The sequence below is a fragment of the Candidatus Jettenia sp. AMX1 genome (assembly GCF_030263775.1).
In the GTDB taxonomy this organism is placed as follows: Bacteria; Planctomycetota; Brocadiia; order Brocadiales; family Brocadiaceae; genus Jettenia; species Jettenia caeni.
This window is the reverse complement of the sequence record NZ_SZPP01000038.1, coordinates 27,312-45,013: the sequence shown is the minus strand read 5'-3', so window position 1 is coordinate 45,013 and position 17,702 is coordinate 27,312. Positions and strand designations below refer to the sequence as shown.

Sequence of the window (17,702 nt, the reverse complement as noted above, 5' to 3'; positions counted from 1 at the left end):
TTATATCATTAAAATAAACTCTATCTGTATAAATTAATATATTGAATTGAAGCTTTTTCCTTTATTGAAATTAATCTAAAGTAAATTCCTATCAAACCCCAAAAATACCAATGAATAATCACATAACCTGCAAGATTTTCTGAAATACTCATCAATAAAAAAGCTGGAATGAAACAGATAAAAAAACTTGCCAATTTTTGCAAAACTCCATTTTTTTCGAAAGATTGGTAATTTTTCACTGCATGAGTTAATACATAAAAATAAGGCAAAAAATATACTAAAACTCCAATAAAGCCAGATTCAACAAAGAAACGTATGTAATCATTATGAGCTTCTAAATTATCTTTACCAATATAACGAGAAGCTAAAATACCATGTCCAAAAAATGGTTTTTTTACCCCAACGACCAAAAGGTCATGCCATTTATTAAGTCTCCAACCAAAGGAGCTCATTTCATTGATTTCTACCTGACCTCCGTAAGAACTAAAGATATTTAAAATTTTTTGTTGCACTAATGGAATGAAGCTAAGTACTATCAACATGCCAATACCCGGCATGATCCATTTACGGTTAAAAAAAACGGCATACATTGCTCCCATCAATACCAAAGCCATCCAGGAACTTCTTGTCTCTGCAAGAACTAAAATACTTATTAAGATAGCAATACATACTATACGCCAAAAAGAATACTGTAATGAAGAAGATGGATTATCGATCTGAAAGAATAAACATCCAATAATAATCAATAAGAAAAAAGCAAGAACGTTTGGATGTGAGAATGTAGCTACAAAACGGCCAGCAGCAAATTCACCACTATAGCCACCGTAAAACAAGTAATCGATAGTCCCAACTACAATAGGGATGATTGCAGATAAGGGTATAGCCTTCAATAAAAGACCTGCATCTTTTTCAGATGATATATTACCGATTACCATTATTAGAATTGCGAGAACAGAAAAATAGCCCAATAGTATTTTTACCGCACTCGATACTTCTGGAGAAGTAAAAAGAGACATGCTGTAAACGAAACAGAACATAGCATAAAAAGCAATAATGGGAAGTTTTAATCTGTTAGAATTATGTGGGGTAATTAAAATATAAAAAATTGCCCCAAGTACAAGGAATAAATTAACTATTCCGCCTAAACCTATATCAATACCTCCGACTGAAAACCTTATCGATAACAGAATACTATCAATAGCTGGCCGCAACAATAAAAGCATAAAGAGAAAATATAAGAGATGGCTAATAAAAATTTGAGCTAAAATTAAAACGAAAAGTATGCCCATGATATACAGAGGAGAAAAACCACTTGCGATTAATGCTGCAAATAAACATCCAATGATAGCCGTTATACCTATTTTTAATGATAGTATATTTCCCATAGTAATTTTTTATAAGAAACCCAGGGGTCTTTTATAGACAGATCCAGCATATAAAAGCACATAAAGCATTTCTTCTTGAGAGTTAACTACCAAAGTAGCAGGTCCATTCGATGGTGGAAGGGTGTCTGTAATATCTCTCCAGTTTTTACCTTCATCCTTTGAATAAAGTATTTTTCCTCCTGAATATCCATTCCAATTAACTATTCCCATAAAAATTTGTTTTTCATCTTCAGGGTTAATACAAATGGCTTCACAACTCTCTGACTCCTTGAAACTTTTCAGAAGTTTCCACGATTTCCCTTTATTGTAAGAAGCATACAAAACTGGTTTGCCGGATGTACCAGCCGCATACACAATTCCTGTTTTTGAAATAGCAAGATCAAATATCCATCTTGATTCTGAAAAAACTTTTTTCCATGTTCTACCATAGTCTTCGGATCGATACACCCCACCATCGTTTCCACATGCCCCCCAAAATATACGATTGGGTTCTGTTGGGTCTACTACCAATCCGTTATAAATTCGCAAAGAATCTGGCTGTCCAATTGACCTTTGCCATGACTTACCACCATCACGAGAGATAAATAGGCCTCCTCCATCATCTCCATCAATACCAAGATATATATTGCGATTATCCTTTGGGTCTATTGCTAAAGCCCTTGGATAACCTTGCCCCCACATCGTATTTACCTGTGGCCTTTTTGATGGAAGTCCATTTCTAATCACCTCAAAATTTCTTCCTCCATCAAAGCTTAAAATAACTTGATTAATATCATCATTCCATGGAGAAGAAGTAGCAATTATGGTATTATTCTCTTTCTCTGGTATAACGAAAACCCTCCAAACATGTCCATTAATCGCTTTATCATATCCTTTCGATGGAAAAAGGGCCTTATAATATTTTCCACTATTGGAACTTTCCAATAAACCATTATCCATAGTAGCTACAAAAATATTACCAAGGGAAGATATAAAAATATCTGAACCACAAGAATTTGGAGCACCTTTTATTATCTCGTTCCAATTTTCTCCATTATCATCAGAACGCCACACTCCCCACCAATCAGTAAAATAGATAGTCTCTTGATTGAATGGGTCGAAAACAACAGCATTTGGTTTACCAAAGCCTTTCATCCATGCTCTTGTTGGATTATGAATTTCATTGTGTCTAAGATTTTTTTCTCTATCTTTCCATGTTTCGCCTTTATCTGTACTTAAAAATACACCGCCTTTCCAGCCATCCCTCCATCCTGCTAATAATTTTGTAGCTCCAGACCTATCGATTCTCACCGATAATCTTGTTATTTCATCCCGAGGTATATCCGTAGTAAATTGCCACGTTTTACCATAATCAGAGCTAAAGGCAATTTGCCTTCCAGATGTTACATAAATCGTATCATTTGACCCGGAGCATACCATATCCCATACTCTACTATTACCAACTTCTATTTTTTGCCATTCTTTTTTGGTCACATCATATCGCATAAGTCCAAGTTCAGATGCAACAAACAGCATTTTTCCACCTTGGCTCAGCAAAAGGGTTGTTATAGTGACTTCTTTTTTAAAAGGATACTTATTCCCTTCCAGGCATTTCCATTCCTTACCTCCATCTTCAGAATAGAAGATCTCTCCTTTTTTTGTGCCAGCATATACTCTATTGCAATCTTTTGAATCAATCGCAATGGAGCGATAACTGTCAGGCCTTTTAAAGATAATTTTATCTTTTGTAGATAAGAGATAGTGCCATGTCTTACCAGCATCATCCGATCTCATCATGCCTGCTTGTGTCCCTATATAGATAACATCAGAATTGGATGGTGCTATTGATAGGACAGCGATATGTAAATTTACCAAGCCATCGTTGATAAAGTGCCATTCGTCTCCTTTGTTATCACTACGCCATAGACCCGCAACATCTGATAAAAGATATAGTCTTTCCTTCACGTTGGGATCAGGTACTATGGCAGGATAACATCCGCCACCATACCATCCTACAAATGTCCAACCGCTCTTTATTACTTCATCTGCCGGTGATTGAGTAATAAAGTAAAAAAGGAGCAAGAAAAATATAGAGGTAAAATATATTCTCCGCATTACATTGTGCTCACAAGATCATAATATAAGTTTTCGATATTTTTGACTGTTTTTTTAATATCACATTCATTCTCTATAAGCTTGCTTCCCGCATTACCAATAGTATTCGATAAAGATTGATTATCTAAAAGCAGATTAATTGTTTGTGCCCATACCTCTGGTTTATAAGGATCAAGCAAAAAACCATTTTCTCCATGTGTTATAAAATAATCATTACATCCGACTCCCTGGGAGACAAGGACTGGTACACCCATACTCATTGCTTCAATCATAGTAATTGAATGAAGTTCTAATAGGGTCGGTTGAATAAATATATTTGATATTTTTAAAAATTCTTTCACATTCGGACAAAATCCAATAAAACGAACGATATTATCTAAATTTCTTTTTTTAACATTTTCTTCTAATTCATTTTTTAAAGGGCCATCCCCTGCAATAACAAAAATAACTTTATCACATCTTTGTACACTTATTTCTGCAATATCAATAACGGCACCTATATTTTTTTCTTGAGAAATTCTTGCAGCCGCAAAAATAATTCTCCTGTCTGCTGGAATGCAATGCTTTTTTCTTAATTCATATCCATCAACAGATTGATTAAACTTGGGATTAATACCATTCAATAGCATTTTAATTTTTCGATCAGAGGCGATGCGATTTCTTAACAGAAGATTTTTATTATTCTTTGTTAAGACTACAATACTGTCTGATAATTTGGCAAAATACTTTGCCAATCTAAATTGATCGGGTCTTACGCCTCTTTTTTCAAGGTATAATGGTTCTTCATATCTATAATCATGTACATGTTCAATAACTTTTACACCGGAAAGTCTAGCTGCAATTCCTCCCCACACATGAGCGTTAAAATTATGAGTATGCACGATTTGAATTTTATTCTTAAAAATATACCTTAGTATACGAAAAATAATTATAAGACTTGCAAGACTCTTAACCTTGTAAGCTGTATTGGAATATTTAAATAATCTCACTCCAAGTTGTTTGAATCTAGTTTCAAACTCTCCGCCATATGAATATCCAATATGAATCTCAAATTTATTTGTATCAATCGCTTGAGATAAATTAAAAAGATTTACTTCTGCACCACCTAAACTTAACGTTTTAATTACGTGAAGCACCCTTAATTTGTTATTTTTCATTTTTTATTATTAAGCTAATTCTTGATGTATTTACTCATTCTATTTTGAAAAATAATTTTTTGTTATCTTAGCCAATGAGACAAATCTTTATTTATAAATTTCTGCAGTTTTAATATATCTTCACGATACAGATTTTTAAGGTTTTCATAAGTTTCCTGCTTTATCTGCGGCTTTTCTAGCATGTTTTTCATTTTTAAATCCTCTACCAACTTCGAGATTTTGAATATAATCTCTTTTGACACAAAGGGTTTGATTGTTAATTTCATAAAATTTATAAGCAATTTTGCCTTTTCTGGCGTTGCTAAGAGTTTATTTACTGCTTTATTTTTTGGAATACCAGAGATATTAAACTTAACTTCAACATCTGGAATGAATGAAGTATCTATTTCTAGAAACTTATAGATATCCTTTACCAAGGTAAAGGCATCCTTTTGTAAGTCATCATAAAATAAAACCTTAACATGATTAAAGTTTTCCACATAGGCTTTCACTTGATTATAGTAAAAACTCTCACGCTTGCAACGTGGCCCATAAAATGACCAACCATCACGTAAACTTTCTTTTTCCTGTTCTAATACATCCTCAAAGGATAAAAAGTTTCCAAATTCTTTTACGAGATGTACATAATATGAGAAAGCCCTTTCTACAGGTTCTCTCAAAATAATTATTATCTTCACATCTCCTAGATAGGTTTTTATTTGTTTAATAGTGTCCTCATAAAAATAGAGGCTTTCTGTACTAGCTTCTCCTATGGCTTTTTCATTTCTAACATTTTCAAAAAGCCTTTTATAGTCATCAAAAGTCTTTATTAAAGTATTTCCAATTTTACTAGTCTCAATCTCGTTCAAAGCAAATTTTTTAAATTGAGAGGATAAAAAATTAGGTTCCTTTAAAGGACTCATATAAATTTCAGGGTGCTGTTTTAAATATTGATAAAGCGATGTTGTACCACTTCTAGCGGCACCAACAATTAAAAAGTTTGGTAGTTTAACTGTCACTTTTCTTCCTTTATTAAAGGATACTATTAAGTCTTAAGCCAATTGAATAAATTTATATATTGTCTTGCAACTTCTTTAATATCGAATCTTTTTTTTAATTCTTCAATGTTTAAGGCTGTATTTAATTCGTTCCTTTCTTTTAGAATGGAAAAAACTTCTTTAGCAAAATCAGCAGGCAGATCTGAAAAACACTGTCGTCCTATATTGGAAGTAATGATAATATCTGACGTAACGCCGTCGATATGGCGACAAACAATCGGAACCGAAGAAATGCCAGCCTCAATTAATGTGTTTGGCAGCCCTTCAGCCGTTGAGCAATGTAATAAACAATCTGTAATTTTCATGTATTCATTTATATTATGTATAAATCCTAAAAATAGAATGTTTTTCAATGACGATTCTTTTATGATTGTTAGAAGTTTTTGAAAATATGGATTTGAAACATCATTCTTGGGACCTGCAATTAAAAGAACAGAATTTGGTAACTTTTCACCGATAAATTTCCATGCCTGAATCATAAATTCATAACCTTTTCGTTCTTCAATTTGCCCAACAGCCAAAAATATGTGTGAGTAATTTAAAAATCCCAATTTACTTTTTAATACTTTTTTGTCTTCAGTTGGCAATTTAAAAAACATTGAAGTATTAACCCCAACTGGAATTAGTTCCAATTTTTTTTTGCTAATACCACTTTCGAGAGATAAATGAAACAACTTAGTTGATATAGGTATTATTTTATCCACACAATACAAAGATGGATGAAATAGGAATCCAAGTTTTCTTTTCCTTATGCTTAAAGGATCATCACAGCCAACTAAGGTTAATTGTAAAAGTGTTTTTTTGCCAAATAATTTAGTTAATGGGAACAAAAAAGTATCAAATCCTGATATACCAAAAAAAAGAATAATATCATGGTTTGACTTAAAAAGAAGAAATAAAAACATCTTTAGAAAATATATAAATTGTCCTAAGCTTGATAACGCTTTGGATTCAAAATAACTGCAAAACTTATATACAGAGAAACCATCGTATATATCTAAAGCTGTTTTCTGTCTATAATTATTTGTAGCAAACTCTACATCAATACCTTGCCGTTTTAATTCCTTAGCTAGAAAAATCGCTTGAATAACTCCCCCACCATATCGTGGTGGGAATATTCTACAAATCATCAAAACTTTCATACTTTAAGCTTTCCTATATAAAATAACATTAAATCAATTAATGATGCTGTTTCAAATATTGATAAAGCAATGTCGTACCACTTTTTGCAGCATCAACAATTAAAAAATTTGGTAATTTAATTGCCATTTATTTTTATCCTATGCAATTCCTTTGCTTGTAATTAGTTTCGATGAGATTCTTTTTGATAGGGTTATCAAGTAAACTCTCTCATTATTATTTAATATGATAAAATATGAAATTGTATAGTAAACAATAACAAACATCGGTAAAGAATAGAGTAGATATAATAAGTTAATGTGTAAAAAAGACTTAATATAGAATATGATAGCTCCCCATACCAATCCTAATAAGACTGGTTTAATAAATCCTGCGAGATAATATTTAAAAAAATTAATTTTTACTATTTTGGACGTGTAGTATGGCAGAAAAAATGCAGTTTGTATTGTTTGTGATATTGCCGTTCCCAATGCAAACCCAACTAATCCCATATTAAAGTGCAACGCAAATAATATACTAACGCCTATTTTCATTACCCCCAATAGTAATGCCATTCTGCCTGGTATTTTAACCTTTCCGAATGCAGTAGTTAAGCTTATACATATCGAAAAAACCAATACAGGTACTATTGCAATTATATGGAAATATAAAATGTTCACCGATGCTAGGAAATTTTGGCCTACCCAAAAAATAACGAATTCTTTAGCAAATATCGCTAGCAATACACAAAATGGAATAGAAATGAGTGCAGATAATTTTGTAAACGCGCAAAATAAGGTTTTAATTTTGTTTATTTCATCCATTGAAAACAGTTCTGTAAATGTTGGTGATAGAACTGTTACTGAATACTGGATTAATCTCTTTAGAGCACCAATACTCTTTAGGCTCACAGCATATATAGCGTTAGAATAAGAACCGTAAATTCGATTAATAATAACGGTATCAGCAGTATCATAAAATAATTCACTTACTTTGTTTACTATTATTGAAAGCATAAACTGCCACATTTGCCTCAATTTAACATACGATACATTTTTAAAATTTATCTGAAACGCTGAGAATATTTTTTTTGCACTCTGAAAAACTAACATTCTCTCAATAATTACAGATACTAAAAATATAATTCCATAATATTCTAACTTAGAATTAAAGATTGAATAAAACACTAAAATTAGAATAAAGCGGCAAAGGCTACCTGCCGATGAATAAATATTAATGAGGTCAAACCTTTGTTTAGCGTACAATATAGCCCAATATGGTGTAAATATAACATTAATGGCGAAACCGAGTATCAACATTAAAAGTACAAATTGAGCGTGTACCTGTAAGCTCAATGGTATGCTAAACAGGTAGCTGATATTCAGCAATAGAGATACTCCCACAATCGAAAACAAAAAAGTAAAAATGTATAAAATAACCTGTCCATTTGCCAAATATGAGTTTACCTCGTTATCCTTACCTTTTGAAATATGTAAACCAACGAATCTCGCTAGTGCTGACCGTAAACCAACAGCAGCCATCTCAAAAAAAATGATAAAAGACTCCATTAATATAATTACACCATAGCCAGTTGAGGTTAGTTTACTAATAAGAAATGGAACTATTATAAAACCTAATACCATCTCAAACAACTTGCCTAAATTATTACTTAAGATATTAATTATCATTCTTTTCATTTTGTAGTCTTGTGTTTTCTAGTCAATCTATAAATATTTAGAAGTTATCCCCAAACCTCAATTTAGCCTCTCTATGTATATCCAATATCTATATCTATCCTTTAGAACAGTAATAAATCTCTCCACTTCCAGGTGTAAGACCCATGTGAACTATATCCTCTTTCTTAAAGAAATCAGAAACATAACTAACTTTTACTCTAAATCCAGCTTCTTGAAGTCTATCAATATAGTCAGATCCATACCGCCGAACATGATCTTCCTGCCCAAAAACCCTACGACGTTCAGATGGATCAATAATGGAGTAGTCCTCAAAAGTCCTATTTACAGTAATGGGAACGAGTATAATAGCCCACCCATCATCTTTTAAGATACGATGGAATTCTTTTAAAGCCTTTTTATCATTCTGAACATGCTCTAATACGTGACTGCAATAGATAACATCAAAGAATTCTTCTGGATATTGGATATCTGTTATATCCATTTTTACCATCACACGTGGATTTAGTAAGTCCGCAGTAATGTAGCTTTCGCCTAAACATTTTTTCAATCTGGATTCAAGACATGGCTCCGGTGCTATGTGAAGCATTTTTTTAAATCTTCCATCAAATAGATTCGTCATCTTGTTAAAATACAGCCATACAAATCGATGCCTTCCCAAAGAACAACAGTGAATACAACAAGCATCATCAGGACAAATACCGAGCTTACGAAATTTCCGCATTGATTTATTACAAATTGGGCATATACACCCTTTACCACGATAAGGTATGGAATACACAAAATCCCTTGTAAGTCTTAATGGTTTTTTAGACCATTCAGGTAAAGACGAAACGGTTTTCTTAACCATATTTAGATAATTTGAAATAAATATTTATATTACTTAATGCTTTGTTAATGATTTTAATCTAAGTTTTTCCCTTGTAATGCCTATACCCTCTTATAAATCATTCCTGGAATCGCAAAGGTACGGTTATTGAAAATGACTCCGACCAGATTAGCATTTTTTTGCTCTAAAGGCGCAATCAATGACTTTATAACGTGCCGCCGGGTTTTTCCCTCGTTTACGACAAGAATGACTCCGTCTACATACGATGAGAGGAGACACGTATCCTTCACATTTCTTAAGTTTGCATAATCAACAAGGACTATGTCATACTTTTCTTTCGCTGAATTAATTACCTTAAACATTCTGGAGGTATCACCCGTGGTAGCCTGGTTGAGGGTTACTCTTTCTGATAATAAGGTAGCTAGTTTAGGATTTGTGCGTTTACTTTTCTTATCAGGAAAGGCTTCTCCTTCAAGTACATCTTCATCATCTTTCACTTCATCAAATATAGTAAAGAGATCTCCATCCATCGTCAGATTGTGTGAGTCTTCTCCGGCAGTTAAGACCGACAGGTTATTATGTATGTGTTGCGACGCTTTTTCAAAAGATATGGTTCCCCTAAGGATACTCGTCAAACCGGGATTATCAGGGATATGAAACGTCCTGTGTATCGTTGAAGTATGTATATTGGCATCGATGATAAGGACCTTATGACCTGCTTTTTTCGATAAGAAATTACCAAGATTCGCAACGATTGTTGCAGAGTCCTCCACTGGCGAAGCGGCTGTTATTAAAAGGGATTTTAGATTTTTATCCCTCATGAAAAGATATATCTTATCAGAAAGATCTTTATAAGATTGAGTGTAAGGGGTTATTTTCATCGTATCTTTCACTAATCTTTTACTCTTAAAACCCTTCCGGGGGATAAAGCCCAGGACAGGTACATTGAGAAATTTTCCTACCTCTTGCGGTGACTTAAACGTGCAATTAAGGTACTCAAACCCGAAGGAAAGCATGATGCCTAAGACTACGCTCATACAGAAGGCAAGTACAAGGGTAAGGTGTTTACTCGTTCCTACCGGTATAAAAGGTATTCGTGCCTGCTCAACGATCTTGATTGTCGCCGGGCCAATTGATTCCATATAGGAAAGCGGAGAACCACTCAGGTTACCGGTCATCTTGTCGATGCTATCTTTTAATTGTAATACGATCTGATGTCTTTCTCCGTATTTCAACTGGAGTTCGGCAAGCTGTTGTTCAAGGTCGCAAATAATATAGGAACGGCTTACTACATTGGCAATCGCTGCTGCCTCCTGGGGGCTGAAGTCGCTTACGGTTATTATGAATACATCGGTATCCCGTATTGGCGTAACCTCTATCTTCCTGCTTAGGTCTCCTACTGCTTTCCATAAAAGGAATTCATCCAATTGCTCTGATGAAAGGTTCTTTAATTCATTTGTCTTCTTCTGCTGCAGGTTTATTAACCATTGAGGCTTTTTTTGCTCAAGCCATTGTCTTACAGGAGAATAAAAGCTCTTCTCGTAGCCGGATGGACGTTCATGTAACTTCAGCACCTTAACGGCGCGCTCCAGTACATGAGAGGAGGTTACAATTTCTGCCTGGGTAAGGGCTATGTAGGATTGAGAACGGTTATAACTTAAGTCCCTGTAATATGGCGAATCGACCTGCTTTTCAGCGGATATGAGCATTTTAACGCTTGCCTTATAGACCGGGGTTTTGAGTTCTAATACAAGGAAGACGATGGTCATAATGGTAACGAAGGTTGTTATGATAACGGCCTTGTGACGAAATACGATTGACAGATAGTCTCGCAGGGTGTTTCCGGTGGAATCAAGACTCATAAAAAATTGTTCCTTAGTAATAATTTATGGGACGCTGATAAAAACAGTTCAAACAGTTCAAACCGTTTAAGCCGTTCAAACGGATTAAACGGTTTGAACTGTTTATAATACTCCTTCCAGGACAACGACTATGTCTTCCGGCTCTAAACGGATATCTTTGTCGACCTTACCGCCCACAGCTCCTTTCATGTCTACTTTGATACTCTGATATCCTGTTTTGCCTGGAATTGTCCGGAGGATTTTTACCCTGTCCGGGGAGCCGTATTTCGCAAAACCCCCGGAAAGGGATATGGCTTTGAGCACGGTCATGTTATCTTCCAGGGTAAATTTACCGGGGTTTTCAACTTCTCCATATACGAAAAAACTACTGCTGCGCTCTACGATTACTATATCATCATTCTCAATCGGCATATCGGCATTCAGATTACTCTCTTTTTTATTTTTCAAATCTATAGCAATTTCTTCGTATCCGGGTTTGTCTTTTAATCTTCGTTTGAGTTTTACCCTGCCATATATACCATCCGGTGTGATACCTTCAGCCGATGAAATGGCCTTTATCACGGTCATATTTTCTTCCAGGTCGTATTTTCCCGGGGTTTTAACTTCACCGTACACAAAGAATCTCATACTCTTGTAGCTTGATAAGGTTACGGATACTACGGCATACTTTATGTAACTAACGGAAAGTCTTTTTGATATTTCCTTTTCGATTTCCGAAAGATTCATACCTTTTACATTAAGGACCCCTATATAGGGGAAGGATATCGTACCATCATGCGCAACAGGGGTCACTGTTTTCAGGTTATCGTGCCCAAGTACATTTATCTCCAGTACGTCGTTTACATTGACGGTATATTGCTCTGTAGATTCGCCGGAGTAACCTGGCATTGATACCATGGAGACACTAAAAAACACGCATAAACAGAGAAAGATACTTTTCAATTTTTTCCTCATAGAGAAGAGTTCAAAAATCAATATACAACATGTTACTGTTACATGATAAGCGGGGTATCTTAATCCCCCCTTGATCCCCCTTTAGGAAAGGGGGAAAATTTTTTTAGTACCTTTAGGAAAAGGGGGAAATTGTCTTAGTCCCTTTAGAAAAGAGGGAAAATCCTTTTGGTTCTCCTTTAGGAATTTATCCTTTTTGTTTTTTTGAGACAGGATTAACAAGATAAAAATGATAATCCTGCTCATCCTGTCTCAAAAAATTCTTTTGTGGTTTGTTATTCTTCGCCGTTTCCATATTTTAGCTTGATGCATCTGCCGATTTACCCACCCCTAACCCCTCCCAGGAGGGGAATAAAAAGTCCCCTCCTGGGAGGGGTTAGGGGTGGGTTCATTTCCCGGAGAGACGCAAGATTTTGCGTCTTCTCTACGTGTTGATTTCACGGTCTTTGAGACGTCTTATCTTGCCCCTATTCCAAATAATACTACCGGCAAGGTTCTTATGAGTATTTTACAATCGAGCCAGAGCGACCAATTGTCGATGTAGTTCAGGTCTAGCCGCATCCATTCGTTGAAATCGGATATCTTGTTTCTTCCATATACCTGCCAAAGGCAGGTTAATCCGGGCCGCATGCTGAGCCGCCTTCTCTGCCAGGGCTCATATTGACCTACCTCTTCCGGAACAGGCGGTCTTGGCCCTATCAGACTCATATCACCTTTCAATACACTCCATAATTGTGGTAATTCATCTATGCTGTATTTCCGTAAGAACTTTCCGACCTTCGTCAGTCTGGGATCGTTTTCCATCTTGAAAACAGGCCCGCTCATCTCGTTATATGCGAGGAGGTCTTTCAGCATACTTTCGGCGTTTTCAACCATGGTCCTAAACTTGTATACCATAAACTTTCTGCCATTTCTGCTGCACCTTTGCTGCTGAAAGAATATGCGGCCTTTTGATGTTGCCTTTACGGCAATGGCTGCTATTGCAAAAACAGGCGCTGACAGGATTATTGTACAGGAAGAAATGATTATATCGAATAACCGCTTTATATAAAGGTGCAGGATCTTATCCGGCGTACTTTCGAACGTAAGTAAGGGTAAGGTATCTACCGTGCTGTATCTTGCCTTCGATAGTTTCAGCTCAAAGAGATCCACCGCCACGCTTACCTTTATCCCCTCTGTCTCGCATTCAAACATTACCCTTTCAATCGAATTTAACCAGGAACGCGGTACAATAAAGAGTACTTCATCTATGACATGATTATGGATTATATCGGTTATATGGTCGAAGGAGCCTATCACCTTATGTCCGCAAATTACGGTATTTATCTTCACGGGGTCTTTATCCACAAGACCGCTGATTTTAATTCCCCATTCCGGATGATTGTTAATTGATTCTATAAAATGCTGGGCACGCGCGCCGGTGCCAACGATTAGGATATTTCTCGTATTCATCCCTCTCCTGCGATGATACCGGAAGAATTGTATAATGAGGATCTTCTCAATACTGATAAACACTACGGCAAAGAGGAATGCATACGCTATGTGCAGTCTGCTCACGGAATCCATCTTTGTGATGAAAATAAAACTTCCAAAAAGACTGCCGCCTAAAAGGGCCGATTCGATCACGATAAATAAAACGTCTGATATCGGTTTTGTCCGTAATGAGCTATACATCCCAAAGTAATAGAGAAGGATTCCCCAAATAATAAGCAGCGCCGGTAAAAGGACCACATAGGTTCTCAGGAGATGAAAATGATACGGCTGGTGTTGTACGATAAGACCCAGAAAGAACGCTGCAAAGACAACACACAGGTCCAGGACTATCATAAGACCTCTAAAGATTGCATGATGCTCTTTTAACATGGCTTTGTTAAGGGTTAAAGGTTTATGGAATTATTTATTATTCAGCATTCTTTATATATTTTGATCTTCAGCATAATTACGCAGGGCGAGGCTTTAGCCTTGCACAAATGCATACCATTGGATGCTATAGATAACTTATGTAAAAATGCTCCATTTACCCACCCCTAAATCCCCTCCCAAGAGGGGACTTTTATTCCCCTCTTGGGAGGGGTTAGGGGTGGGTTTATTCCCCTGGAGAGACGCAAGATTTTGCGTCTCTACAATTGGGCTATGGGTGTGTTCATGGCATAACGAAAAACTTTGAAATTCCTATACATTCCATGAGATTGCAAACCAGGATATACCTTAATTCTCATGAATTTATCTCTATATATGACATCTTGTTTTGAAATCACTATTAGGATCAATTCATACTGCCTCTATCAGCGACATGCTTCCGCCGCGCAAAGGCGCAACCCTAAAGGGTTGCCCTACGTAATACTATCAATCTTTAACCAGAATAGCCTTCCTTATATACGCTTGTACTTTATCCTTACCCTCTTGTTCCATATCCTGAAACTGTATTCCGGCATATGCTTTATGGCCATTCATTATTTCTCTGACGCACTGTCCCTGTGCTTTAACCGTTTCAGAGCTATCGTTCAGGCTAAACTCGAAATTGCGAAGTCCCTGCCCTTCTATATCGGCACATCTGACTATCTCCCCGCTCTTCGCATCGATGGCTGTGAGAATCTCTGCAAAAACACCACCCTCGCTCAGGTTAATAATATTCGCCCTGCATGAGATTGTGCTGCTATTGCCTGCATGGGACTGGAAGCTTGCCTGAAAAAACGTATGGATTCGGGGATAGCATCTTTTTATAATATTGCCGTTTATAATCCTTTTTTTTTCTTCGATATCTTTTTTAAAGGATGAAATAACCTGATCGCAATCTGTCTCATAATAGATTTTTACAAAATCTGCATTTCCGGAAATCCTTAGCATCCTCTGTATGTCTGGTCCAACATTGAATAACCTGATCTGCATACCACGGGAAATAACGTTTTTGAAAATCTGAATCCCCAGCCCATCAATTTTTTTTACCTGCCTCAGGTCGATAAGCAGGTTATACCGCCCTTCATCCAGACAGGTATATAAATACCACTCCAGCTCAAAAACTTCCTGACCAATTATTTCACCGAAGATTTCAAGCACTTGTATTGCAGACCCACCAGCATATGAGGGATGAGATATAATTTTCATTACGGTACAGGTAATCATCTCTTTGATTTTTTGTTTTTCTCTTATAAAGTTGTACATGACACATAGGAAAAATTGTGCCAACGATTGTGATTATTTGAATTAATGTCATAAATACTTATGATATATAACTATAAAGGAAAAGATACTATGCGTTAAACATACGGGTAAGCAATAGCCTCTATGTTAGGATTCTAACACCCGTAAGCAAAACACAGAAAAAATGAGCTAGGTAACTCCTTTTAATAACTGGCTTTATATCAATAACTAAAAATCTAACAGGATAGTGTTAGCTTTCTAACATGTTTCATAAATATGAGATATTATCGGGACTTAGGTGATTATAGTAATCCAGAAATGAAACCGAACACAATACATCAGGTGTGATTCCATCAGCACGGACAAACCAGTTTGTCCGTGCCACCCTATCTTTAATAATGTCCGGTTTCATCCTTTGAATACTATAACTTTGGTTAATTTGTACGGTAACAGGGTATTTTTTTCAAAAAACTGGCGTGATATTAAGAAACAATATTGCAAGTCTACCTTTGTTATAGTATAGTAATTGCCCGGTAAATTTTTGGAGCATTTCGCCCCCTTTTGTCTGTGGAAAAGGAGTAAGAAAAGGACAGTCTTCTTGTCTTCTGCTATGGTTAACCTGATTTTACTTTCTGTTTGCATTCCCTCAGCAATCATCTGGCTTATCATTCTGCTTTTGCCTGTACGCTGGAGGATGTCTGAACGGTGGGAGGCTATCAACGATCCGCACACATCAATATCCGGATGGCCCAGCTTATCAGTTATTGTACCGGCGCGCAACGAACGGGCATCTCTTCCTCTGACATTACCCTCCTGGCTGGAACAAGACTATCATGCATCCGAAATCGTAATCATCGATGATCAATCGAATGACGGCACAGCGAAATATGCAAGCGATAGTGCAGCCCGGTCCAATCGTATGGTACGCATTCTCGATGGCTCCACACCCCCGCCCGGCTGGACCGGCAAGCTATGGGCGCTTGAACAAGGCGTCAGATCCTCATCGGGTGAATGGCTCCTGTTTACTGACGCTGATATTCTCCATCGTCCCAACCTGTGGCGGGGACTCATGGCAAAGGCCCTGACTGAGCAACGAGCAATGGTCTCATTAATGGCGCTGCTTGATACAACAGGGATATGGGCCCGTTTATTAATTCCAGCCTTTGTTTACTTCTTCCATCTCTTGTATCCCTTCGGAAAGGTAAAAGACCCTCATTCCAGCATATCGGCAGCAGCGGGTGGCTGTATACTCATCTCCCGCCATGCCCTGGATAAAATCGGCGGCATAGCCGGGTATTGTAACGCCTGGATAGATGACATCGCACTTGCCAAACAAATAAAACGAGCAGGATTTTCAGTCTCTCTTGCATTAACACGTTCAGCAATAAGCATCCGCCCTTATCGCCAGCTTCAGGATGTCTGGAGGATGGTCGCACGCACCGCCTTCTCGCAGTTGCGGCGCTCATGGTTATCCCTCATGGGAACCGTGCTGGGATTAACCGTCATTTTCCTGGCGCCCGTAGGAGGTATATTTGGATTCTTTACCGGCGCTGTCTCTTCATGGACGGCCATCCTCTCATGCGTCACACTCCTGATAATGGCAGCCACGTACACCCCAACACTTCGTTTTTTTAATCTGGGGTTATACCGGGCGTTTATCCTGCCATTTACCGGGGCGCTCTATGTAGCAATGACGATATCCTCCGCTATCAATCACCTTCTGGGTCAATATGAATGGAGAGGTGCCCGCACTGAGACTGTCACCAATGGCCACGACAAGAAATAATGACAAATCTTCACAGAATTTTCCTTAATTCCTGTTTTCATTTTTCATGCTTTTTTATTGACATATAGTAATGCCTTTGCTAATCTAACCACCGAAAACCGCCGGTCACTAGTACGGGGAATGAACCCCATATGCATTAAATTATTTTTAGACAGGATTTACAGGATTTACCTTGATTTAGTAGAGATAAGGCAATGCCTTGTCTCTACCGAAAGACCGCATATATACAATGAAAATTCCTCTACAATCAAGCTAAGAATAGTGTTCCATAAAATAAAGAGGTATCCCCCTGGAGAAAGAGCAATGTGTGTTCATATTTCCCTCTAATCCCCCCTAACCCCCCTTTAAAAAAGGGGGGAAAGAAGCACAAGTTTAAAAAAGTGGGGAAAGGAGGATGAGTCTAAAAAAAGGGAGGAAAGAAGGATAAGTTTAGAAAAGAGGGGAAAGAAGGATTTTTTCCGGAGAAAAGTTTGCCTGATCAAACATATCAAACTTTTCCCCCTTTTCTAAAGGGGGACCAAGGGCATATGCATCAAGCTAAGCTTTAGTGGCTTGTTTGGCTTGTTTGGCTTGTTTGGCTTGTTTGGCTTGTTTGGCTTGTTTGGCTTGTTTGGCTTGTTTGGCTTGTTTGGCTTGTTTGGCTTGTT

12 protein-coding genes are annotated in these 17,702 nt (G+C 36.9%); 1 reads left to right on the top strand and 11 read right to left on the bottom strand.

The genetic code is table 11. The features are described from left to right. Nucleotides 1–20: 20 nt before the first annotated feature. From FBQ94_RS11970 to FBQ94_RS11920, 11 genes are all read right to left on the bottom strand, one after another. The gene (locus FBQ94_RS11970) at nucleotides 21–1,385 is read right to left on the bottom strand and encodes an O-antigen ligase family protein (protein ID WP_007219943.1); all 1,365 of its coding nucleotides are present in this window, start codon (nucleotides 1,383–1,385) and stop codon (nucleotides 21–23) included. A 9-nt stretch (nucleotides 1,386–1,394) separates the two neighbouring features. Beyond that, nucleotides 1,395–3,479 carry a WD40/YVTN/BNR-like repeat-containing protein gene (locus FBQ94_RS11965; RefSeq protein ID WP_007219944.1) on the bottom strand — a complete coding sequence of 695 codons (2,085 nt, stop codon included), beginning with the start codon at nucleotides 3,477–3,479 and terminating at the stop codon, nucleotides 1,395–1,397. Next, nucleotides 3,479–4,636 (bottom strand): glycosyltransferase, encoded by a 1,158-nt coding sequence (locus tag FBQ94_RS11960; RefSeq protein ID WP_007219945.1) that lies wholly within the window; start codon nucleotides 4,634–4,636, stop codon nucleotides 3,479–3,481. The genes FBQ94_RS11965 and FBQ94_RS11960 overlap by 1 nt, the downstream gene beginning before the upstream one ends. A gap of 62 nt (nucleotides 4,637–4,698) precedes the next feature. Continuing rightward, nucleotides 4,699–5,634: a sulfotransferase family protein gene (locus tag FBQ94_RS11955; RefSeq protein ID WP_007219946.1), complete on the bottom strand. Its 936-nt coding sequence runs from the start codon at nucleotides 5,632–5,634 to the stop codon at nucleotides 4,699–4,701. A gap of 26 nt (nucleotides 5,635–5,660) precedes the next feature. Next, nucleotides 5,661–6,815 carry a glycosyltransferase family 4 protein gene (locus FBQ94_RS11950; RefSeq protein WP_007219947.1) on the bottom strand — a complete coding sequence of 385 codons (1,155 nt, stop codon included), beginning with the start codon at nucleotides 6,813–6,815 and terminating at the stop codon, nucleotides 5,661–5,663. 138 nt (nucleotides 6,816–6,953) lie between these two features. Beyond that, nucleotides 6,954–8,489, bottom strand: coding sequence for an oligosaccharide flippase family protein (locus tag FBQ94_RS11945; RefSeq protein WP_040543057.1), 1,536 nt, complete (start codon nucleotides 8,487–8,489; stop codon nucleotides 6,954–6,956). 94 nt (nucleotides 8,490–8,583) lie between these two features. Then, complete coding sequence (locus FBQ94_RS11940; protein WP_285442158.1) at nucleotides 8,584–9,210, bottom strand: class I SAM-dependent methyltransferase; 627 nt, start codon at nucleotides 9,208–9,210, stop codon at nucleotides 8,584–8,586. Between the two features lie 206 nt (nucleotides 9,211–9,416). After that, entirely contained in the window at nucleotides 9,417–11,177 is a 1,761-nt protein-coding gene (locus FBQ94_RS11935; RefSeq protein WP_007219950.1) for a tyrosine-protein kinase domain-containing protein, read from the bottom strand. A gap of 102 nt (nucleotides 11,178–11,279) precedes the next feature. Beyond that, nucleotides 11,280–12,119, bottom strand: coding sequence for an SLBB domain-containing protein (locus FBQ94_RS11930; RefSeq protein ID WP_040543059.1), 840 nt, complete (start codon nucleotides 12,117–12,119; stop codon nucleotides 11,280–11,282). Nucleotides 12,120–12,584: 465 nt separating this feature from the next. Continuing rightward, entirely contained in the window at nucleotides 12,585–13,955 is a 1,371-nt protein-coding gene (locus FBQ94_RS11925; protein ID WP_040543061.1) for a sugar transferase, read from the bottom strand. Between the two features lie 519 nt (nucleotides 13,956–14,474). Beyond that, on the bottom strand, nucleotides 14,475–15,233 hold the full coding sequence (locus tag FBQ94_RS11920; protein WP_285442157.1) for an STAS domain-containing protein: 759 nt from the start codon (nucleotides 15,231–15,233) through the stop codon (nucleotides 14,475–14,477). A 634-nt stretch (nucleotides 15,234–15,867) separates the two neighbouring features. Here FBQ94_RS11920 and FBQ94_RS11915 point away from each other — a divergent pair. Further along, nucleotides 15,868–17,055, top strand: a complete 1,188-nt coding sequence (locus tag FBQ94_RS11915; RefSeq protein WP_285442156.1) for a glycosyltransferase — start codon at nucleotides 15,868–15,870, stop codon at nucleotides 17,053–17,055. Nucleotides 17,056–17,702 lie beyond the last annotated feature (647 nt).